The 21,400-nt window shown below is 46.5% G+C and carries 16 protein-coding genes and 3 pseudogenes; 10 read left to right on the forward strand and 9 right to left on the reverse strand.

The features are described from left to right. Positions 1-14: 14 nt before the first annotated feature. From QUB56_RS18810 to QUB56_RS18825, 4 genes are all read left to right on the forward strand, one after another. Positions 15-1,109 carry a type IV pilus twitching motility protein PilT gene (locus QUB56_RS18810; protein ID WP_332957193.1) on the forward strand — a complete coding sequence of 365 codons (1,095 nt, stop codon included), beginning with the start codon at positions 15-17 and terminating at the stop codon, positions 1,107-1,109. A 101-nt stretch (positions 1,110-1,210) separates the two neighbouring features. After that, positions 1,211-2,338 (forward strand): type II secretion system F family protein, encoded by a 1,128-nt coding sequence (locus QUB56_RS18815; protein WP_332957195.1) that lies wholly within the window; start codon positions 1,211-1,213, stop codon positions 2,336-2,338. A gap of 241 nt (positions 2,339-2,579) precedes the next feature. Further along, positions 2,580-3,194, forward strand: a complete 615-nt coding sequence (locus QUB56_RS18820; RefSeq protein WP_332957196.1) for a hypothetical protein — start codon at positions 2,580-2,582, stop codon at positions 3,192-3,194. 848 nt (positions 3,195-4,042) lie between these two features. Beyond that, positions 4,043-4,894: a Uma2 family endonuclease gene (locus QUB56_RS18825; RefSeq protein ID WP_332957197.1), complete on the forward strand. Its 852-nt coding sequence runs from the start codon at positions 4,043-4,045 to the stop codon at positions 4,892-4,894. 37 nt (positions 4,895-4,931) lie between these two features. Here QUB56_RS18825 and QUB56_RS18830 read toward each other — a convergent pair whose 3' ends face one another. After that, positions 4,932-5,474 carry a PadR family transcriptional regulator gene (locus tag QUB56_RS18830; protein WP_332957198.1) on the reverse strand — a complete coding sequence of 181 codons (543 nt, stop codon included), beginning with the start codon at positions 5,472-5,474 and terminating at the stop codon, positions 4,932-4,934. A 121-nt stretch (positions 5,475-5,595) separates the two neighbouring features. Here QUB56_RS18830 and QUB56_RS18835 point away from each other — a divergent pair, with 121 nt between their 5' ends. After that, positions 5,596-6,000, forward strand: a complete 405-nt coding sequence (locus QUB56_RS18835; protein ID WP_332957199.1) for a monooxygenase family protein — start codon at positions 5,596-5,598, stop codon at positions 5,998-6,000. 167 nt (positions 6,001-6,167) lie between these two features. Here QUB56_RS18835 and QUB56_RS18840 read toward each other — a convergent pair. Beyond that, positions 6,168-6,533: pseudogene (locus tag QUB56_RS18840) on the reverse strand (saccharopine dehydrogenase-like oxidoreductase); the annotation flags it as partial. 139 nt (positions 6,534-6,672) lie between these two features. Beyond that, a pseudogene (locus QUB56_RS18845) lies at positions 6,673-7,319 on the reverse strand (saccharopine dehydrogenase-like oxidoreductase); the annotation flags it as partial. Positions 7,320-7,518: 199 nt separating this feature from the next. Here QUB56_RS18845 and QUB56_RS18850 point away from each other — a divergent pair. From QUB56_RS18850 to QUB56_RS18860, 3 genes are all read left to right on the forward strand, one after another. Continuing rightward, positions 7,519-9,177, forward strand: coding sequence for an ABC transporter substrate-binding protein (locus QUB56_RS18850; RefSeq protein WP_332957201.1), 1,659 nt, complete (start codon positions 7,519-7,521; stop codon positions 9,175-9,177). Between the two features lie 65 nt (positions 9,178-9,242). Continuing rightward, on the forward strand, positions 9,243-9,794 hold the full coding sequence (locus QUB56_RS18855; protein WP_332957203.1) for an AAA family ATPase: 552 nt from the start codon (positions 9,243-9,245) through the stop codon (positions 9,792-9,794). A 9-nt stretch (positions 9,795-9,803) separates the two neighbouring features. After that, complete coding sequence (locus QUB56_RS18860; protein WP_332957205.1) at positions 9,804-10,814, forward strand: ABC transporter permease; 1,011 nt, start codon at positions 9,804-9,806, stop codon at positions 10,812-10,814. A gap of 11 nt (positions 10,815-10,825) precedes the next feature. On the opposite strand, the gene QUB56_RS18865 is transcribed toward QUB56_RS18860, so the two are convergent. The 6 genes and pseudogenes from QUB56_RS18865 to QUB56_RS18890 all read right to left on the reverse strand — a co-directional run bounded on the left by QUB56_RS18865 (position 10,826) and on the right by QUB56_RS18890 (position 18,551). Beyond that, positions 10,826-11,236 (reverse strand): hypothetical protein, encoded by a 411-nt coding sequence (locus QUB56_RS18865; RefSeq protein WP_332957207.1) that lies wholly within the window; start codon positions 11,234-11,236, stop codon positions 10,826-10,828. Between the two features lie 453 nt (positions 11,237-11,689). Then, complete coding sequence (locus tag QUB56_RS18870; protein WP_332957209.1) at positions 11,690-13,672, reverse strand: ABC transporter ATP-binding protein/permease; 1,983 nt, start codon at positions 13,670-13,672, stop codon at positions 11,690-11,692. Positions 13,673-13,704: 32 nt separating this feature from the next. Beyond that, a pseudogene (locus tag QUB56_RS18875) lies at positions 13,705-16,992 on the reverse strand (type 2 lanthipeptide synthetase LanM family protein). Between the two features lie 97 nt (positions 16,993-17,089). Next, positions 17,090-18,142, reverse strand: a complete 1,053-nt coding sequence (locus tag QUB56_RS18880) for a hypothetical protein (protein ID WP_332957210.1) — start codon at positions 18,140-18,142, stop codon at positions 17,090-17,092. Next, positions 18,142-18,294 carry a hypothetical protein gene (locus QUB56_RS18885; protein WP_332957211.1) on the reverse strand — a complete coding sequence of 51 codons (153 nt, stop codon included), beginning with the start codon at positions 18,292-18,294 and terminating at the stop codon, positions 18,142-18,144. Before QUB56_RS18885 ends, QUB56_RS18880 begins: the two co-directional genes overlap by 1 nt. A gap of 101 nt (positions 18,295-18,395) precedes the next feature. After that, positions 18,396-18,551, reverse strand: a complete 156-nt coding sequence (locus QUB56_RS18890; protein WP_332957229.1) for a cinnamycin family lantibiotic — start codon at positions 18,549-18,551, stop codon at positions 18,396-18,398. A gap of 391 nt (positions 18,552-18,942) precedes the next feature. Between QUB56_RS18890 and QUB56_RS18895 the strand changes: the two genes are divergently transcribed. Then, positions 18,943-19,095, forward strand: a complete 153-nt coding sequence (locus QUB56_RS18895; protein WP_332957212.1) for a hypothetical protein — start codon at positions 18,943-18,945, stop codon at positions 19,093-19,095. 233 nt (positions 19,096-19,328) lie between these two features. Continuing rightward, a complete protein-coding gene (locus QUB56_RS18900) occupies positions 19,329-21,197 on the forward strand; it encodes an efflux RND transporter periplasmic adaptor subunit (protein ID WP_332957214.1) in 1,869 nt (622 codons plus the stop codon). Positions 21,198-21,400: the final 203 nt, after the last annotated feature.

A 21,400-nucleotide genomic window follows, 5' to 3' on the forward strand; every position in this document is an offset into this window, starting at 1 on the left:
GAGGAAAGGTATCTATGGGTCTGATGATTGAAGACGTACTGGAGTCCCTGGTAGAGCAAGGGGGTTCGGACATACACATCCAAGCGGGCGCGCCTATATTCTTCCGAGTCAGCGGTAAACTAACTCCTCAGACGCAATACGGCGACATTCTGGCTGCTGAGGAAGTGCAGATCCTAATTTTCCAAATGCTCAACAATATGCAGCGCAAGCAGTTGGAAATGGAGTGGGAACTCGACTGCGCTTACGGCGTTCGGGGATTGGCTCGGTTCCGCGTCAATGTCTACCGGGAGCGGGGTGCTTGGGCTGCTTGTATGCGGGCTCTGGCTTCTAAGATTCCTAATGCAGATGCTTTAGGCGTGCCGCAAATTTTGCGGGATCTCACGGAAAGACCCAGGGGTATGCTGTTGGTGACGGGGCAAACAGGTTCCGGGAAAACTACTACGATGGCGGCTTTGTTGGATCTGATCAACCGGACGCGGGCGGAACACATTCTCACAGTTGAAGATCCGATCGAATACGTGTTTCCTAATATCAAGAGTTTGTTTCACCAGCGCCAAAAGGGCGAAGATACTAAGAGCTTTGCTAATGCGCTGAAAGCTGCTTTGCGCGAAGATCCTGATGTAATTCTGGTGGGGGAAATGCGGGACTTGGAAACCATCGGTCTGGCAATTTCCGCAGCAGAAACCGGTCACATGGTGATGGGAACGCTGCACACTAATTCGGCGGCTGCAACGATAGATCGGATTTTGGACGTGTTCCCGCCCATTCAACAACCCCAGGTTCGCGCCCAGGTGTCTAACTCTTTGGTGGGAATTTGCAGCCAAAATTTGGTAATAAAAGTTGGGGGCGGCCGCTGCTGCGCTATGGAAATCATGGTGAATACTCCAGCTATGGCGAACTTGATCCGGGAGGGCAAAACTCCAATGATTTACTCCCAAATCCAAATGGGCGCGAAATTGGGTATGAGGACTATGGAAATGGCCCTAGCTGAACTTTACAAGAGCGGTAAAGTCACTTGGGAATCGGCAATGGCTAAGGCTTCTAAGGCTGACGAACTCGAACGCTTGATCGGCCCGGCACCTGTTGGCGCCAAGGTAGGATCTCATTAATTCAGTCAGCAGTCATTAGTCAGGAGTCCGCAGAAAGAACTGATGACTGGTGACTGATGACTGATGAGTTATAACTTTTAATAAATTTTCAGAGGTGAGCTGTGGCTACCAACGTTATCCGCGAAAAACCGAAAGGTGGCTTTGATTTCAGTAAGATTCAGGAGCAAATCGAGTATAACCTTACCAGTCTTACTATTAAGGATCTGGCTATTTTTGCTCGTCAGTTTGCGGCTATGTTTAATGCAGGGGTGGCGATCGTTAGATGCCTTTCCGTGCTGCACGAACAGTGTTCTAATGCTAAGCTGAAGCGAGCGCTCAGAAGCATGAATGCTGACGTGCAGGAGGGGATAAACTTGGCAGAGGCGATGGCTAAGTTTCCTGATGTTTTTGACCAACTGTTTATCAGTATGGTTGCGGCGGGAGAAGTCGGGGGGGTGCTAGATGAAACCCTAGACCGTCTGGCGGTGATGATGGAAAAAAATCACAAGACGGAATCTGAAATTAATTCGGCGATGTCTTATCCGAAGACTGTGTTGGGCATTGCAATCGTGATTTTTTTCGCAATGACCATATTCTTGCTGCCAACTTTCGCCAAAATCTTTAAGGATATTGGTGCAGATTTACCGGCTTTTACGGTGATGATGTTGGCAATTAGTGCATTTTGTACGGCTTGGCCTCCTATCCAACAGGTAACAGTTATTGGGGTAATTATAGCGCTCAAAATTTCCTTCGATATGTACTACAAAACTCCAGTAGGTCGCCTACAAATTGATCGGATTGCCATGAAGTTGCCGGTTTTTGGAGATTTGATCGAAAAATCTGCTGTGGCTAGGTTTTGCGTGATATTTGGGTCGCTGACGCGATCGGGCGTGCCGATTCTCAATTCTTTGGAAATTGTGCGAGATGTGGCTGGGAATCAGGCGATATCTAATGCGATCGAATATGCCCGGCAGGAAATTCAAAGCGGCGGCATGATCAGTATTGCTTTGCAAGAACAAGCTGTTTTTCCGTCTTTGGCCATTCAAATGATGGCAATTGGCGAGGAGACAGGGGAACTTGACAAGATGCTGATGAAAGTTGGCGCTTTCTACGAAACGGAAGTGGAAGAAGCTGTAAAAGGACTTACCAGTATGCTAGAACCTCTGATGATTGTTGTCGTCGGTGGGATCGTAGGTTCGATTTTGCTGTCCATGTATCTGCCGATGTTCGCAGTGTTCCAGAAGCTGTAAAAAAAGGCTAATTAGTTATTAGTTATTAGTTAGTATCAATTAACGCATAACCAATGACTATTTCAATGGTTCCCAGGCTCTGCCTGGGAAGACCTTTGGAGAAAGCACAACCTCGATTAAAAAGACAAAACAATTTGAAGGTAGAGCCTCCAAATCTTCATTATCAAGGTCTTGCTGGTAACGAGAAGCGATCGCTCAGGAATTAGCAGCAATTAGTAATTACTTATTCTTTGGTTGGAAAATGTCTGTTAAACAATCACATTACGAGGCCTTACTAGCAGAGTACAGCGAATCTTCTGCCGCGATCGCCCTGCTAAAAAAATATCGGGTTTACATGGAAATGATTCCCAGTATCCGCCGCGCCCTTGAGAGTTTAATCACAATTCCTTTGCCAATTGCGCGCTTGCGGGACGGGGTTTCTTATGCGGGAAGCGGCGGCACTAGCATATCGCCCGGACAGGCAGTTTGTTTGCCGTGCGATTTGGCGATTTTGATGTGCGATCCTGAATGGAAAGTTAAAATAGGAGTGGAAATTTTGATTTTCATTCATCGTCCGGGCGAAGAGTTTTCAGAGTTGCTCGGCCGCTGGCGGCAGTCTCAGGTTTGGCTGGATAAAGGTTACGAATGGGTGATGCCGCACCGCTACAGACATATTTATAGCGATGAAGCTGAGGCTGTTCATCCGCTATTTGTTTTGTTTGATGAAACGCCGGAACTGATTCAACGGGGTTTGATGGCCGCTGGTTTGCCGTTTGTGTTGGAAAGTTTCGACTCTGGGATTGAGGAAGTAGAGGAGGAAGAGTTTCTGGGTAGCGGGGAACTCGGAAGTATTGGTGAAGAGAGTTTTGATTTGTAGCCTTCGCAATGAGCAGTTTTTGGCAGCCCGCTAGAAAGTCAGTGTAATAGCTCTGACTTTCAATATTTTAAGGCATCAGGAATTACAGTGATATCCTATTTAACTTGACTTACTAATTCCGAATTACTCTCTCTCTCTAAATCTAGAGATAATCTCAGGTTCGGCGCAATCAGCTTGTCTTCTTTTTTATCAAGTATTCTCCACTCTTCTTCACTGAGATTGGAATCATTCAGTCTCTCTCTCACGTGTCGCAATTATTCTTTTACACTCTCATGCAATTCCTGTCTTTCCTTTTTATTCATTGGTCATACCTTTTAAGAATTTGGTTAGTCTATTCTAGTATTAGTAAATAAATTTGGGTATTAACCGCAGGTGTGGCTCGCCGAACCTGTACTAATAAATCCTAATTTATGAAGACCGGGAAACGATCGATTTAGCAGTTAAAAACGTTTTTGAATGGTTTGAGCGCCCTACTTGATGAAGTTGAGAGTCCTCAATTTATTCGCTGCCAAATGACCAAGAATTTCAAAGGTGGTACCCGCCACGTGATTTATCCGTGGAATCAATCCCAAATCGATTTTCGAAAATCCTCAAGAAAGAGCATTTATCTCGCGCAAGTCAATCTAAAATCTCAAATCTCAAATCTAAAATCGATTGACTGTTGCCTATTAAGGTGCATTTTCGCATCGATATTTTAGATCGAACAAGTCACAAGCCCCCTCAAGCCACGCCACTTGCTAGACTCGATTTGAGATTTGCAATCGCGGCTTTGGGGCTTGTGACTCTATTGCTTAATTGTTAGAAACTATAATAAAATTGCAAACAATAGCTCCGATCGCCCTAAAATTATGTCGGAAACATTAATTGACATAGGTCTGCCCCCCGCATTTCCCGACCATACACAACTTCCAGAGTCTGACGGTACTTTCGTGAAAAATTTTCAGGAGCATCCTCAAAGTATAATTCTGACGGATTCTATCGGGCCTGTTTTGGAGCGCCGACATCCCGACGGACGCTACTGCATAGGACAAGATTGCGGTATTTATTGGCGAGAAACCGAGCCACCGGAACAAGGGGCAGAAGCTCCAGATTGGTTCTACGTGCCGAATGTTTCACCGCGCCCGGAACAGGGAAAATATCGCCGTTCTTACGTGCTGTGGCGAGAACATCTGGCACCTTTAATTGCCTTGGAATTTGCCAGCGGAAACGGCAGCGAAGAACGGGATGCAACTCCTCTGTTGATAACTGATGAAGGAGAGGTGCAAAAACCGGGTAAATTTTGGGTTTACGAGCAAATTATTCGCATTCCTTACTACGGCATTTATGAAATTAGCAACGATAAGTTAGAAGTCTATCATTTGAGAGACTTGTCTTATCAAAAACTCGTACCAAATCAACGGGGTCACTATCCTATTGAACCGTTAGAAATTGAGTTGGGACTGTGGCAGGGAAGTTATCAAAATCAAACGCAAATTTGGTTGCGGTGGTGGGATAGTCAGGGGAATTTGTTATTAATTGGTGACGAAAGAGCTGAACTTGAAAAACTGAGAACTGAACAGGAATATCAACGTGCTGAACAGGAGCATCAACGTGCTGAACAAGAACGTCAGCGTGCTGAACGGGCGGAACAAAAAGCGGCGCGACTTGCAGAGCGGCTGCTGGCTATGGGTATCGATCCTGATGCAGATGAGATTGGTTGAATCGGCAGAAGGAAGAAGGCAAAAAAACCCCATCAACCTATTCCAGCAACAGCACGATTTCATCACACCAGGCTAGCCAGCCTGTTTCGTAGTGAATTCCGCGCAGCAACGTCATGTACTGAAACTTTAGGGTTTTTGACAATGCTTGCGGATTTTGGCAATTCTGGCTCTTAATTTCTTGATAAATCGCTAATCGCTGCTGATGTTGCCGGCGATGCGCTTCCAGCTTGGCCAGCATCGTCTGGCTAGGCATCAGATGCCCCGCATAGAGTTTCACAAGCAAATCATCCTTGATCGGTGCCATCTCTTCCGGCTCCGCTATCCACTGGCACAACTGCTGTTTACCCATTGCCGTCAACGTATAGATACGTTTGTCCGGTCGATTTTCCTGCTGGACGGATTCCGCTTGCAGCCACTGTTTTTCTTCCAAGCGGTTCAATTCTCGATAAATCTGTTGGAATGTGGCATTCCAGAAAAAACCAACCGACCCTTCCACGGAGGGGTTGAACCGCTTGGCAAGGTCATAGCCGCTGCTGGGGGCGCTGACTAAGACCGACAAAATGGCATAGGTAAGAGACATGGGCTATGGGTTGACATATTCACTAAATTGAATATATATTAGAGTGCATATTCAATTTAGTGAATATTATGTTTTTTGAACAAACGGCTCGCGGATAACAATACTGCAAAGGAGTCTGAAGATGGCAAGTGCAAAGAGCTATTCTATTTACCAAATCGATTTGCCGGAACAACCAGAGGCGGTTGTGTTTGTCAACGGTATTTTGGCACGCGATCGCGCGGGGTTTTTCTGGATGTGGAAAAATCTATTCTGGATCCGGAGTGCCACTGCCAAAGCTGAAGGCTGCGTGCAAGTGAAAACTGGAATTTGCGGACCCAACGAAGTGGTCGCGGTCAGTTACTGGCGCTTTGAACATGACCTGAAACAGTTCTTTCGAGGTGAGGCCCATCGGCAAATGATGCAGTTTGTGATGCAAAATCCCAACAGCCTTTGTTTGTATAACGAGACCTATCGACCGCAGTACAGCGGTAAATACAGCCATGAACCGCAAGGGATGGCAACGCTTTACCCGAGTTTGGCAAAATAAAAGAACTTTCAAGCGAGAAAAAAGCTCCGCGTCCGATCGAGCTACGAACGAATTCATCCGTGCGATCGCCTCTAACATCTAAAATCTAAAATTTATTTCTCGGGTAGGGACACAGCATTGCTGTGTGGTAATTTCCTTGTCGGCAATTGAGAATTGCTCTACCGCTGTTAGCGCACAAATAAAGGCATGATTTCGGTGGAGGTGAATAAGCCGTGAATGCCTTTTTTGTGCAGCATTACTCCTGCTTTGAGATAGCCGAATGCCGGGCCGCAAACGTTGGCTGCCATGCTGGTTTCGTCGCCTAAAGTAAAGGTGTGAGTAGAGATTTTGCCCTCGAAGGTGCGGCCAGTAATTTGGGCGTTGGTACTGAGGGGTTTTTTGGGATTTCGGGTATCGACGATGCCGCCGACTGTGACTCGATCGCGCGCGCAAATTCCCGCCAACTCCAACATGATATCCTCGGCGTGTTCCATATTTTCGAGCTTCAATAAACCGCCAGTGCTATCTAACAGCGCTTCCACTTCTGCATCGGTCAATCGATTTTAGATTTTAGATTTTAGATTTTAGATTGACCCCACGGATCAATGCGGGGGCTTGAGGATTTTAAATTTTCGAAAAGGGATTGATTCCACGGATAAATCCGGGGGCTTGTACCATTAAGAAATTCTTGGTCATTGCTTGGGCTTTCGGTACGTCATAACCGGGCAAATGAGCGATATCTTCGCGAATCGTGGCTCGATAAGCTTCCCCATTGGCAATTCCGACTCCAAAGGTGATTTTGACGCTGTGAATTTCTGCGTAACTTTGAGCTGCTAATGCGGCTGCTGTTAGCAATCCCGGCGTTGCACCGCAGCCTGTCATGTAGGTAATTCCTGCTGCTTGGAGTTCGGATTTCAGGGCGAGCAGTTGCTCAACTGCGCTGGTGCGTTTGATAGCATCTACTAATACTCCTTGCCACCCGGATTCGATAAATTGTCTGGCTACAGATGCCATGAAATTGTTGGGAAGATTGGGCACGGCTAGGAAATAGCCGTCTACTTTTGTGGCGGTTTGGATGAGTTCTTGAATGCTGCGATCGCTCAAAATTCCCCCTGGTTCTAAATAACCTAAAGAAGCTTGAGATTTGTAAATGACCTCGCATTTCTGAGAGTTCAATCCTTCTGCCGCATAAGCATAACTTTTTGGTGTGCTGCTGCTACCCAGAGCATTTCGCCTTTGGGAGCGAGTACCCTCGCGGCTGCTTGGCAGAGTCCGCCGTAGCCGAGCACGCCTACTCGAATTGGTTGGTTAATTAAATTTGTAACTTGCTGTGTATTCACGGGACTTTCTCGGTATCGGACAATGTTTTATTATCGGTCAATTGAGGAGAAGTGAGAATTATATTTAGATTGTGTTTTGTTTTAATATAGAATTAATTAAATTAACCGCAGAGAGCGCAGAGAGCGCAGAGGGGAGAGCTGGGGAGAGTTACCAATTTATTAGATGAGTGCAGTTTGCTAGTCAAGGGGAGATATTGAGATGAAATTGTTAAAATTATGGCGTTTGGTTTTATTGGGTATGGTTTTTGGGGTGGCTGTAATTTTATCAAATTGCGGCACTCCTTCAAATACTGCTAGCAATAATTCTCCCAGTCCGATCGCTCCTGCTGCAATTCCTCCAGGGGCTTTGGTTTACGGTGCGGGGGGTCAGCCGGTAAATCTGGAACCGGGAAATATTACTGATGGCAATTCGGTGATTGCGATCGACCAAATTTACAATCGCTTGACTGATTTCAAACCGGGAACTGTGGAACTTGAGCCGAGTCTCGCTACTGAATGGTCAAGTTCTACAGATGCCAAAACTTGGACTTTTAAGTTGCGTTCGGGGGTAAAGTTTCACGATGGTACGGATTTTGACGCGGAAGCTGTTAAGTTTAATGTCGAGCGCTGGTGGGATGCGAAAAATCCTAACGGTTATCGAGAATCTGGCAAAACTTATCAAATTTGGAAGGATCTTTTTGGTGGCTTTAAGGGAGATAAAAATTCCCTGGTAAAAGATGTGGCAGTTGTTGATAAGTCTACGATTAAGTTTGTTTTAAATCAACCTTTTGCTGGTTTTCCCTCGGCGATTGGGTCTGGTTATTTCGGGATGGCGAGTCCGGCGGCGGTGAAAAAAGCTGGTGCTAAATACGGCACTCCGGGGTCCCTGGCGGTGGGTACGGGACCTTTTGTGTTTCAGGAATGGCGATCGGGCGATCGCATTGTTTTGGAGAAAAATCCCAATTATTGGAAATCTGGCGCGCCAAAAGTCAATCAATTGGTAATTCGTTTTGTTGACGATCCGGCGGCGAGATTGGCTCAGTTGCGAGCAGGACAACTTGATTTTACTGTGGATTTAACGCCGGATCAACTGCCAGAAGTTCAGGGAGATCCTAATTTAGACGCTGTTGTGCGACCTTCTTTTAATGTCGGTTATTTAGCTTTAAATCCGAGTTACGAACCTTTGTCAAAACCGGAAGTCAGGCGGGCGATCGCCCAAACAATTAACAAGCCAGCCATAGTCAAAGCTTTCTGGGGAGAACTCGGAAAACACGATCCGCAATTTATCCCGCCTGCGCTGAATTGGGCGGCGTCCGATCGAGTTAAAGATTATGAATTTAACCCGCAGCAAGCTAAAGCAATGCTGGCGAAAGCTGGTTATCCGAACGGTTTTGATTTGGATTTGTGGTATATGCCCGTCAGCCGTCCCTATTTTCCCACGCCGAAGCCGATCGCTGAGGCTTTGGCGGCGGATTTGAGCGCGATCGGGATTCGGGTAAAATTGCTGACAAAGGATTGGTCTGCTTATTTGGCCGATCGGCTCAAACCTCCCGGATTTCAAGCTTTTATGATGGGTTGGACGGGAGATTATGGCGATCCAGACAATTTTTATTATCCTCACTTCGGGCCGGGTTCGACGGCGGATTTGGGAAATTGGAAAAATCCGAAAGTTTTGGAACTTTTGGATCGGGGGAGGGCGAGTGGGGATAAAGCAGCTAGGAGGAAAATTTATGCGGAAGTTAGCGAGATTTTGCACGGGGAAGCTGTGCGTTTGCCGATCGTACATTCGCAGCCGCTTTTAGGGAAACGCAAGAATATTCAAGGTTGGATCCCGAGTCCTTTGGGGTCTGAGTCTTTTGAGGAAGTGAGCAAAAATTGAGAGTTTAGATCGAGACACCTCTCCTGGGTTATCTTACTTTACATGAATTTACGTTAACAAACAGTATGGAGAGCAATCAGCAACCTGCAAATCATCAGCCACAAATTATTTTGATTACCGGGAATATGGCTGCCGGAAAATCAAGTGTGGCCCAATCACTTGCCGAACGGTTGCCCAAAAGTGTCCACCTTCGCGGCGATATCTTTCGTCGCATGATTGTGAACGGACAGGCCCAAATGGCGTTAAATTTGTCAGCAGAGGCATATCAGCAGCTTCAACTGCGGTATCACCTAGCAGCAATGGCAGCGCGACACTATCTCCAGGCTGGTTTTACGGTCGTTTATCAAGATATAATCATTGGTCCGGCACTGGCTGAGGTAGTTGCTACTTTCCACGATTTGCCGTTGTCCGCGATCGTTCTGTGTCCGAAGGCAGAAGTTGTAGCGGCACGGGATGCAGCAAGAACGAAAACCGGATATGCCAACGAAACAATGGTTTATGCCTTCGATCGCATTCTCCGTAGCGAAACTCCTCGCCTTGGCTACTGGCTGGATTCAACCCATCTAACGGTAGAAGAAACGGTCGATCGGATTTTGGCAAATTTGCAAGGTGAATGAGATCGACTGATGTTTCAATATATTGCTAAACGTTTGCTGGGACTATTGCCAGTCCTTTTCGGAATCACTCTGCTAGTATTTACTTTTTTGCATTTGATACCGGGAGACCCAGCTACAGTGCTTTTGGGAGAACGGGGAACTCCCGAACAGGTGGAAGTTTTGAGAGCAAGGTTGGGTCTGAATCAGCCTTTACCTTTGCAATATTTAGCTTTTTTATGGAGTTTGCTGCGCTTGGATTTGGGAAATAGCATTATTAGCGGTATTCCGATAATTGATGAAATTAGAAGTCGCTGGCCTGCTACTTTTGAGCTGTCTGTGGTGGCGATGTTGGTGGCACTTTTTATCGGAATTCCGGCGGGTATTTTGGCTGCTGTGCGGAAAAATAGCTGGCTGGACAATCTCGCGATGAGCGGTTCGTTAATTGGCGTATCTTTGCCCGTGTATTGGTTGGGATTGATGTTGATTTATTTGTTTGCTGTTTATCTGAAATGGCTGCCTCCTAGCGGGCGGATCAGTGTAGATTTGGGGTTTGGTTTTAAGTCGATTACGGGTGTTTATGTTTTGGATGCGTTGCTGAGGTGGGATTTGGCGGCTTTGCGGGATGCGATCGCCCATTTAATCCTTCCAGCTTTGACTTTAGGAACTATTCCTCTGGCGATTATAGCTCGCATCACTCGTTCTGCGATGCTGGAAGTGCTTTCTCAAGATTACATCCGCACTGCCAGGGCTAAGGGATTGCCGGAATATTGGGTGATTTTGAAACACGCTTTGAAAAATGCGTTTTTGCCGATCGTCACAACTATAGGTTTGCAGTTCGGCACTCTTTTAGGCGGCGCTATTCTGACTGAAACGATTTTCTCGTGGCCGGGAATTGGTTCTTGGATTTATACGGGTATTCTGACGCGGGATTACCCAATTGTCCAAGGAGGAGTAATTTTTGTGGCTGTAACTTTTGTACTGATTAATCTGGCGGTTGATATCTCCTATGCTTTTTTAGATCCGAGAATTCAGTACCGTTAATGAAAAGGAAATCAGACACGAAATGCTTGTTTAACATCCGGCTGCAGCAGGTAGTAAATGCTAGCCACTGCAAAACCCAGAGTTAAAAAATTGACTGCTGTACCGCCGCTGCCAAACAATTTGACAATTTGCGCGAGGGTGGCGATGATATGGACAATTAACGTTCCCGTCCAAGCCCAATTTTTTAGTTGAAACAAACCCCAAGTTAAGAGTAAGGAGAGAAGCCCTAAAATAAAACTTATCCCAGCAAAAATTGCAATGAAGCCGCCGATTACAGTGCCAACTTTCGCCCCACCGACAGCGGCACCGAGACCGCCAAAAATGCCTGCAAAAAGTAAGATGAACAAGCCGTCAAGCAGACTGAAAATGCCGCTAATTAGCTGCAAGATTGCTAGAACTGTAACGCTTTGAGGACGATTCATTGTTTTGATTTTCCATTCTTAACGGATTTGAAAAATATTTTAACCTGTTGTGGGCACAGGGCGGATATGGATTCAGGATTTACGCACCGCTACCCGTGAAACGGGGTTTCTGCGCGGATGCTTCGCGGACAAACCTATTATTTCTGGCAGCAGCCGGGTTTATGAGAGTAAGCATCTTCAGTCCTGGACGCAGGCACGGTATATATAGAGTGCAAGTGTTTGAGCGATCGCCCATTCCTATTTAATATCAATTCCGGTTGCACCGGAATTATTGTTGACTTTTGACTGTTGACGGGCGGGTCGAAAAACTGAATCGTTGAGTGTTAACTGTTGACTCGATTTTATTATTCCGATGCAACCGGAAACGATATAACGGGCGATCGTAACTTTTGTCACGCTATATATAGCGTGACTGCGTCCAGGACTGTCTATCTAAGTTGTCATGCACGGGTCTTAGGCAAAGGAACTGGCATCGGCGCAGTAGTCTTGAGTTGATGTCAGCCGCCAACTGGAATCCCCAAATAGTTCCAGAACCCGTTGATGATACTTCAACAAGCTCGATCTGTGACCGACGCTGATAAAAGTTGTTTTAGTCTCTTGTAACTGCTGATAGAGAGCTTCTTCGTTTTTGAGATCCAACGCGCTTGTAGCTTCATCCAAGATGGCGTAGCGGGGACACACAAGTAGCAGCCGTGCAAAAGCGATGCGCTGTTGTTCTCCTAATGACAAAACCTCGTCCCAGTTGAGTTCTACATCCAAACCGCCAACTCTTGTAGGTAGGTCTTGCAGATTGACTTGTTCCAAAACCTGATACAGTTCCTCGTCTGTGAGTTCACCCGTGCTGTTGGGGTATAGTAGCTGGTCACGCAGGGAACCCAAAATCATGTAAGGCCGCTGGGGCAAAAACATCATTTCTTCTAGATTTGGTCGCACTACGCGACCTGAGCCAGTTTTCCACAAACCTGCGAGTGCCCGTAGCAGAGAACTTTTGCCACAGCCACTAGAACCCACAATCAGCAGTCCTTTACCGGCTTCAATTGAGACTGACAAGTTTTTGACTAATATCCGTTCATAGTTAGGGGTTTGTAAGGTGATGTGTTCGAGGGCTAGATGAAAATCTTCGACTGTATCAATTGTTTGGGCGTTTTGGTTTACGCAGCTTTCAGAGCGATGTCCTGGCTTTAACGCTTCCAAGGCTTCTGCAAAGCTGGCTAAGCGATGAATCTTAGCGGCAAAGGCACTCAGGGATTCAAACTGTCTCACTATCATCGACAGGCTACTTAAAACCTGATTGAAGGCAATACCCGCTTGGGGAATTGCGCCCAACTCAATTTGACCCTTGAAAAACAAAGGGGTTACTACTAAGTAAGGTAAGATGAGAACAAAATAGTTATATCCTTGTGTAAAAAAATCCAGATTCCGCTGACATCTAATCAGTAGATTAAAGTTCTGGAGTAGCGCAGAAAGTCGCTGTCTTACAAGCCTTGATTCCTTATCTTCTCCCCGAAAAAAGGCAATCGATTCAGCATGATTGCGGACATGAACTAAGCCATAGCGGAAGTCTGCATTTCGTCGGCTTTGATTGAAGTTGAGCCCGATCAGTCGTTTGCCTAAAAAAACTGTTGCGACATTGCCAAACATAGAGTATAGAAACAAAACAGCGACCAGCGCTTTAGAAATAGACCAAAGAACTCCAATAAACGCAATTAGATTAAGGGCTTGAGTGAAAATACCTAACAAAATTTGCACAGTACTTAGGATAAATGACTCAATTTCTTCCGAGATGCGCTGATCTGGATTGTCAATATCAAGGTTGGAGCCAATTTCATAATAAGCCCGATTGTGGAAATACTTATTCAGAAAATAATTGGTTAGCCACCCATACCAGTGGAGTCCAAGTTTCTTTGTGAGGTAGCCGTAGAAGACGACAATCGGTGTAGTGACGGCAAACACACTGCCGTATAAAAATAACAGACGAAAAGTGCTTTTAACATCTTTTTCGGCAAAGGCATTTATAATGTCTCTGCTTACATAAGTGCTGATTACATCCAAAGCAATGGATGATAGCAACAACAATAGTGATACAGCTAACAAAATCCAGGGCAGCCTATGATTTCTCAACGGGATTTTGTAGTATAAAAAGCCGAGAATTGGAGTAAATAAACATAACACAACCCCATAAATAGCTGGAGAATTGATAATATCAGCTACAGATTCAGCAAAGCCTGGGGCAATACTGCTAGAGAGTTTCGGAAAATAATGCTGACCCACTAAGCTGACTGTGCTGACCACAATAAAGAAAGTAGTGAAGATGAATAGCAGTAGCAGCAGTAACAACCCAAGAAATGTTCGTCCTCCTCCTTGCTCGACTGGATACCAGTAAGGTTGGGTAAGTCCTAAAAATCGCTTCCATAACTGACGGTCAAATCTATTCATGTTGCGCTCGAACACATTAATTGATTGGCTGGCTAGTTAGGCTCTATGTTTGCCATATCCTTAGCTAGCTCGGTTGAGTTGATTGATTTCGCTAGTAGCGGCGGATCGAGTAGCAGCGGTGAAGGAACTCGCTCCGGATAGGCCAAACGCAAAAAGTGCATCCCAATGCCTGCCAACCCGGTCATCATGTCGGGCAACACATCGCTACCACCTGCACCGCAGGTCCAACGTCGGGCCTTCTCAAAGTTGCGCCACTGTGTTGTCGCCTGTACATTAGCTTCCATCTGCAGATAAGGCTCGTTTACGAGCTTACCGAATCTCAGTAATAGCTCCGCACCACCTGCTTTGCCGTGGCACAGGGAATCATTTTCCAGCCTGTGAAAATTACGAAGCATTGCCTCTAACGCCGTGTAAGCTTCACGCAAGATATCCTCGTCCGTTCGGCCTAAAGTCGCCCAACTATCAATGCGACTCAAGCCAATCCCCGCCGCGCCACTACATCAAAAATGAGCAAACTTTGGCCCTGAATCTTGTTTAGTCATCACTGATGTCCGCAAGTCATACCAATTGCCCTCCGCTGCATCAAATTGGGTTGGTTCATAGGCAAAGGCCTGACGACCAGCTGTAATGTACTCCGGGTTGTTGGTGTGGCAGCCTAGCTGAATTAGCGCCCAGCCGATGCCGCTTGCGCCGTGGGAAAAGCCAGTTAGATTGCCTCGCCCTAACTCGGGGTTACAGGGCTACGAGAGCGTCTCGTCCACGCGAATCGCCTGCTGCAGTGAGTGTTCGGCGCAGATGTTCGCGCAATTCATGCCCTTACCGCACGTTGCCTGTGCTAGACCAAGCATGACGGGAATCAACCCCCCAGCGCCGTGGATGATATCGTAGTAATCATCTTGACTAATGCGTGGTGTCATCTCAGCACATAATTCACTAGCCTGCTCCAGCAGAGCTGGTTTGCCCCAGAACTTGGCGAGGTGTGTCAACAGATAAATCAGACCTGCCGTGCCCTGGAAAGCCCCGATCATTGTCGGATCGCGTTGTTCGATAGCATGGACAAGCGCCCGCTCTGCAGTTTGGCGAAATTCTGCCTTCGGTTGAATTGCGTCCAGGTAAGCGAAAAACAGACAGATTCCGGCTGAACCACTGTACAGCGAACTATTAATATCGACCAAACGTTTACCAGTAGGGGTGTAATCTATCGTTTGCCAAGGAGCCGACTTAGACGGTTTTTGGAGTAGCGAACACAATTGCATCCCAATTTGCTGAGCATAATCAACCGCTGAAGCAACAAAGTGTGGGCTGTTAATTTCGCCGCTGCACAAGCTAGCATAAATATACTGGTTCTGTCGGATTTGGCTGTCCGCGGATAACCGTTTAATGCGATCGACTGCATTATTCAAGGGCGAAATCGACAGAGAATCGGACAACTGCAGCTGATAGTTATAAATCAGGTCTTTGCTATCGGCCTTTGCAGCAAAGATGGGAATATCTAACTGCCACAAAGCCTTTAATTCAAGTTCAGCTAGCTTGCCGGTATCATCCCACAGGCGCGGATGTTCAATTAAAGTGTGGAAAACCAAATCGACTTCCAGCGGATCCGCTAAGCATTTAGGATGTTGCGCGGCATCAAGTAAGTGAGCATAAATCTGTGTGGCTCGATTCACAAAGCGCACTGAGGAAGGTGCGAATAACTCTTCGATCAGCTTTATTGCTTGCGTAGGGTTTTGTTGCACCCAGCCGTAAACCTTGTTAAACCCGTCCACAATGCATTGTTGATAATCGTGCGGACGTACCAACTGACCGTTGTAATAGATGCGATTCGTAGCTTCTACCTCAACGCGGACACCAATTTTGCGTTCAACTGCCAGGGATAATGACACGCGGTTGTTAATTTGGGGTACAGCAAAGGGTGTCTCGTAAGATTCCCCACCACTATAGGCGCTTAGGTTTATCCGATTGCTAGCATCGGGTGTATTGGCGCGCGGCCAATCCAGCATCCCTGTTCTAAACACTGAATCAGACAGTGAATCGGAAATTTTTTCCAGGCGACGCGGTAGCAATTCCAAGACAGTTTCGCAGTCGCAGATGAAGGCGTTGCAGTTGGAGACGAGAATGTTTTCAAAATGAAGATCGCTGCCGCCTAAGATATGAAAGATGGCTAAATAACCGCCTAGCTGATTGTAAAATTTCTCGACAACTTCTTTGCTTTGGGTATGATTTTGTACGGGGAGAAACTCGGCATAACCATAGCTATCTTTACAAAGCACTCGATAAGCCGCAAACTCGATCGCTTCAGCTTTGGTCAAGGTTTCGAGTAAACCTTGCAATGCAGCTTCAGATTTTATACAGCGGGGTTTGTAAACAATAGTTCCTTGGTGCGAGTTCGCTAACTCTAGCTCGACCACGACCACGCTATGACCGCCAGCATGAGAGTCAGACTGACCTAATTTGAAAGATTTGATTTGCTTCAGGGGTAGCCCCCCAAAAAAGGTGGCGCTGATTTCAGCGCGATCGCTCGTCAAATGCTGTATCAGTTCTTCACCAATTTTACTTAAAAAATTGGTAACTTGAGCTAACCAACGCCCGAGTACGGGAAACTTGCAATAAAAGCGGTGATAACTCTGCTCGTTATTAAAGGTCTGTTCAAAGTAATTTACATAGGCTTGAGCATCGGATGATGGGGCGAGCTTGTTTTGGTGACAGTAAAGCTTTATATCAGCCTCGATCGCATGAGCTAGCAATTTTTCAAAGCGATTTAGCAGTTGAAGCTGAATATTAGCGATAACTTGCTGATTAATGATGTAATTAGTGGTAGCCTGATTAACTTCAGCGCAGATGGGTTGCAGTGTTTGTTGCAGCCAACGCAGAAATGGTTCGCAAACTTTGCCAAAGCGTCTGTAGTAAATATCGCCCTCATACCACCAGCTGCCCGCAAAATCAGCCTGCGGTAAATCCAGCTTTGCCAGTGCGGCTTGGTACAGGTTCAACCATGTAGCATGAGGTTGCATAAACTGTACCCGGTCCGACTCAGACAAGTTGGTCAGATTTTGTTCGTACAACTTGTAATCAGCTAGCAGTTGTTGCAAGTTGTCCTTTGTAGGTATGTTGCTTGCCAATTGCTCATAAATCTGCTGCTTGACTTGTGTTGCGGCTAACTTGCCAGCCAATTTGTTCAGCGTCCAAGTATCGAGCGGGCTGAGCTGCCCAGTGCAAGCCAGCAAGGTGTTGCCCTCAGCCAATTGTTTAGTGATTGAGAGGCGCTCAGATAGGTTGCTGGCGCGGCCAGCAAAGCCAGCGAGGGTAAGATTATCAAGCATGGTTAAAGATCCAAAAAGTCAAATTACTTTGCAGCAACTAATGGTTTCGATTGACAATACTTTTGGTGTCGCTAATTGACTGAATTAATCAATCAGGTCATAACCCTAGATATCCTTTAGCCTCCAAGGGAATACCGGGTTGGTAAACAATTTTGGTACTGATTGTGAACCTACTAAAGATATTTACCCCTGGATGCTTCTCACTTTTGTTTACCCCCACTAAGCTACCAAATGAAGTTGCAGCATTCTGGATTCTGTCCCATATTTTTTTGCCAAATTGAAATGCTCGTTTTAACGCTTTCTGTTCATATCCTAGCCATCCGAGGAGAGCGTTTCTCTTCGCTGGAGTACACAGCCCAGTTGTGACGAGATGATCCAAAAATAACTGCCACCGAGGTTCCTCTTCTGCCTCTTCTGTGACATAACATTCCAGTCCAATACTGGGAAATATGGTATCACCCACATCGAAGCTCAGGACGATATTATCCACAAGACCGGATATGCTTGAAATAACCTCTTCCAGTTCATTAACTGAACCGCTCCAACCAATATGTGCTAAATATGCTGAGAATTGAGCTGGAGGAATTCCGCTTATAATCAACCTTATAGCATCAGATTGGCGAGACAGCGCCGCACCAATAAAAATAATTTTTGCGTCAGCAGGTAAAGCCTCAAAACACAGATGAAGATTCGACTCACGGTGCGAGGAAAGTGGATGATCGAGCAACTTTAGAGCCATTTCTCGCAGCGATTGAAAATCACAGGCAACTTCCTGATTCAAATGCAGCCCAATGCAGGGAATTGGCACGTTTGATGGCTGCCCATCCACATCGAACTCGAGCCAGATAGCATTTACCCTTTGGTGCAGGGAAGATTTGGCCTCAGCTAAATCCTGGGATAAATTCTGACAGCGTTTCCATACAGGATGAATCAAGATACTGTCTGGCAGGTTAATTGCAGAGTTGGGTAGAGGAACTGATAAATCCAACTGGGATGCACTTGCACCTAAACGACATTCCAAAAGCGCGTTTGAGAGGGGTGGTAGGATTTGGGCTAATTTGTAAATGTGGGACAAAGCTTCGGTTGAAACCAAGTCTGCTGAAAGTCGGGGGGCAACAAATTTCAGCTGATATTTCATAGAGTAGTTCATCAATTTCCCTCCTTTGTGGTGATGACTCGCCAGCCTCGAATATTCGAGGCTGGCGAGTCATTCCTTGCATCCAGATCCCACCATTGATAGCGATCGACTAAGTTAGTGCAGCACCTATCAAGACTCATCAAAACAAGAGGGTTTTGTGGCATTAACTTGTGCTGATTAACGTGATTAGCCAGCCCGGGGATAATCGAGCAAACTAGCGATATAGGGTAATTAGTCTGCCGAGTGCCCGTGCGCAGCTGAATTACTACAACGTATTTCCGTCACAACGTATTGTGTAGCCCGAGATGCAGGTATTTCGGCAGCCGGGATCGAAGGTATTTCCATCGCACACTATTGTCAAGCCCGAGATACAAGTGCTTACACACGCAGCAAAGTCCGCAGCCTCGTTGACCAACTCCATTGTCACAAGTGGAAAGCCCAGTATTAGCGGATGAATCAAGATACTGTCTGGCAGGTTAGTTGCAGAGTTGGGTAGAGGAACTGATAAATCCAACCGGGATGTACTTGCACCTAAACGACATTCCAAAAGGGCGTTTGAGGGCGGTAGTAGGATTTGGGCTGGGGAAAAAACAGTAGACAAATTAAAGCAGAAATTACTGTCAGACTACCTCAAACTTGAACTGAAAGACCAAACTATACGTTGCGTACTTGTATTAACAGGAAAGGAGCGCGCTCGCGCATAGCAGTTCAATTTTTAATCTTATAACGATCGCCCATTCCGATTTAACGGGCGTTCGTAACTTTTGTCACGCTATATATAGCGTGACGGTCTAAGTCCCGATCTTAATATTGTGTCGTTACGAGGGATTCACTGGCAGAGCCCGCTGCGATCGCTAACACGAGTCCGCAATGAGCGAGTGACGGTCGATCGCCCGCTGGTCGATCCGCTTTTGTTGCTGGTAAGGAGCGCGCTCCTAGATCCCAAAAATGATATTATTTACTAAAATATATTTTTATTTGCCAGCAGCCGGGAGAGATCCTGTTTAGACCCACCTCTTTAGGCTGAAAAAACTTAACATTAGTTAATAAATTGCAACGATTGGCTATAATCGTTTACAGGTGCTGGTTGGGGAACTTTTTTTAAATCACCCAATCGGATGAGTCTCAAAGACGATGCCAAGCATCAGCAAAAATTTTACCTTAAAGGTAATCCTGAGATTAAAGTAGGTGAGTCGGTATGATCGTTAGCCCTAAAAAGGAAACTGCTCAGGTCAAGGTGGAAGATACTCAGACTGTAGACACCAAGGCCGCAGAGACCCAAATTGCAGATAACAAAACCGCCCAAAAGCAGTCTCCGAAGAAACCCGCGCGCAAACCGCAGCGATGGGCGATTGGGTTGGTGGCAGCCGGGTTGCTAGCTGTACCGACCACCATATATATAGTAAAAAGTCGATCGCAGCCGAAAGTAGATGCGATCGCCAGTATGACAGTGCCGGTGGAAGCGCAAAACCTTACGGTGCGGATTACGTCTAGCGGCACGGTGCAGCCCGTACAGCGCGTGAATCTCAGCCCTAAAGGCTCCGGGCGCATAGCAGAATTATTTGTCGAACAGGGCGATAGAGTCGAAGCAGGACAGATTGTGGCGCGCATGGAAAGCCGCGATGTAGAAGCTCAACTCGCTCAAGCTAAAGCCCGGGAAGCCAGCGCGCGAGCCAAACTCGCCAAAATTGAAGCCGGGAATCGATCGGAAGACATCGCTAGCGCCCGAGCGCGCTTAGAGCAAGCCGAAGCCAGTCTCGCGCAAGTCCAAGCCGGCAGCCGCGTGGAAGAAGTTGCAGGAGCCAGAGCCCGCTTGCAGCAAACTCAAGCAAACTTGCAGCAACTGCGAGCCGGCAGCCGCGTTGAAGAAGTCAGTCAAGCGCGAGCTCGTTTAGCCCAAGCTCAAGCTCGTTTAGCAGATGCTCAAACCGGCAGTGTCAAACAAGAAATTGCCCAAGCACAAACGCAAATTGACTCGAGTAAAGCCGAAGCCGAACTAACCGCTCAACGGGTGGCACGCAATCGACCGTTAGTGCAAGAAGGTGCTCTTGCTAAAGATAAACTCGATGAACTGATCAAAGAAAATCGCACTGCCCAAGCTAAATTAATAGAATCCCAAAAACGCCTGCAACAACTGCAAGAAAGTCGGGAGTCGCAAATTCAGCAACTGCAAGCTGCTGTCCAAGTCGAGCAGCAAGCATTGAAGCAATTGCAAAATGGCACGCGCTCGGAAGAAATTGCGAAAGCCGAAGCAGAAGTTGCCGAAGCAAAAAGCAAATTAGCACAAGTAGAAAACGGCAGCCGTCCAGAAGAAATCGCCAAAGCCGAAGCAGCAGTTGCTGAAGCAAAAAGCCAATTAGCCGAACAAGAAAACGGTTCTCGCCCAGAAGAAATAGCTCAAGCTAAAGCTGAATTAGCGGAAGCTCAAGCTCAAGTCCGCTATCAAGAAGTGCAGTTAGAAGATACGAAAGTTCGCGCTCCTTTTGCTGGAGTTATTACCCAAAGATACGCCATTCAAGGAGCTTTTGTAACTCCGGCAACTTCGGCATCGGAAGCAACTTCGGCAACTTCGACATCGATTGTCGCTCTAGCTAGAGAGGTGGAAGTTTTGGCGAAAGTCCCGGAGGCAGATATCAGTCAAATTAAACCGGGTCAAGAAGTTGAAATAGTCGCTGATGCTTATCCAGATAAGGTGTTTAAAGGCAAGGTTAAATTGATTGCACCGGAAGCTGTGAAAGAACGAGATGTGACGCTGTTTCAAGTGCGGGTAGCGATTGATACTGGCAAGGATTTATTGCAATCGGGAATGAACGTAGATTTGAGATTTGTTGGTCAAAAGCTGAGCAATGCTTTAGTTGTGCCGACGGTGGCAATTGTGACTAATAAAGGTCAAACGGGTGTGCTGGTTCCTGATGAAAAACAACAGCCGAAGTTTAAGCCTGTTACGGTTGGCTCGACTATTGGCAACAAGATTCAGATTTTAGAGGGTGCCGCATCGGGCGATCGCGTTTTTACCGAACTTCCTCAAGGTAAAAAATTAGAGGATATTATCAAGAATCAGAAATAGGGCATGGGGCATGGGGCATAGGGCATGGGGCATTATTTCTCTCATCTAGGGTGTTTTCTTTCCCCGGATCTCCCGCCGACGCCCCCCGCCTCCGGGGAGTAGAGGGTGGGACAAGAGCAGTCTTGCGCCGCTCTTAAGATTTATTATGGGTTTAAATATTAAGTTGACACCAAAAATCCCAATCCCCAATCCCCAATCGAATA

Source organism: Microcoleus sp. AR_TQ3_B6 (genome assembly GCF_036702785.1).
Taxonomy (GTDB): domain Bacteria; phylum Cyanobacteriota; class Cyanobacteriia; order Cyanobacteriales; family Microcoleaceae; genus Microcoleus.

Bases quoted from the DNA above. Each gene is read 5' to 3' on its own strand.
- QUB56_RS18830 (WP_332957198.1), bottom strand. From the start codon at position 5,474: ATGTCTCTTACCTATGCCATTTTGTCGGTCTTAGTCAGCGCCCCCAGC.
- QUB56_RS18885 (WP_332957211.1), bottom strand. From the start codon at position 18,294: ATGCCACAAAACCCTCTTGTTTTGATGAGTCTTGATAGGTGCTGCACT.
- QUB56_RS18810 (WP_332957193.1), top strand. From the start codon at position 15: ATGGGTCTGATGATTGAAGACGTACTGGAGTCCCTGGTAGAGCAAGGG.
- QUB56_RS18860 (WP_332957205.1), top strand. From the start codon at position 9,804: ATGTTTCAATATATTGCTAAACGTTTGCTGGGACTATTGCCAGTCCTT.
- QUB56_RS18825 (WP_332957197.1), top strand. From the start codon at position 4,043: ATGTCGGAAACATTAATTGACATAGGTCTGCCCCCCGCATTTCCCGAC.
- QUB56_RS18870 (WP_332957209.1), bottom strand. From the start codon at position 13,672: ATGAATAGATTTGACCGTCAGTTATGGAAGCGATTTTTAGGACTTACC.
- QUB56_RS18850 (WP_332957201.1), top strand. From the start codon at position 7,519: ATGAAATTGTTAAAATTATGGCGTTTGGTTTTATTGGGTATGGTTTTT.
- QUB56_RS18900 (WP_332957214.1), top strand. From the start codon at position 19,329: ATGATCGTTAGCCCTAAAAAGGAAACTGCTCAGGTCAAGGTGGAAGAT.
- QUB56_RS18820 (WP_332957196.1), top strand. From the start codon at position 2,580: ATGTCTGTTAAACAATCACATTACGAGGCCTTACTAGCAGAGTACAGC.
- QUB56_RS18865 (WP_332957207.1), bottom strand. From the start codon at position 11,236: ATGAATCGTCCTCAAAGCGTTACAGTTCTAGCAATCTTGCAGCTAATT.
- QUB56_RS18890 (WP_332957229.1), bottom strand. From the start codon at position 18,551: ATGGAGTTGGTCAACGAGGCTGCGGACTTTGCTGCGTGTGTAAGCACT.
- QUB56_RS18835 (WP_332957199.1), top strand. From the start codon at position 5,596: ATGGCAAGTGCAAAGAGCTATTCTATTTACCAAATCGATTTGCCGGAA.
- QUB56_RS18855 (WP_332957203.1), top strand. From the start codon at position 9,243: ATGGAGAGCAATCAGCAACCTGCAAATCATCAGCCACAAATTATTTTG.
- QUB56_RS18880 (WP_332957210.1), bottom strand. From the start codon at position 18,142: ATGAACTACTCTATGAAATATCAGCTGAAATTTGTTGCCCCCCGACTT.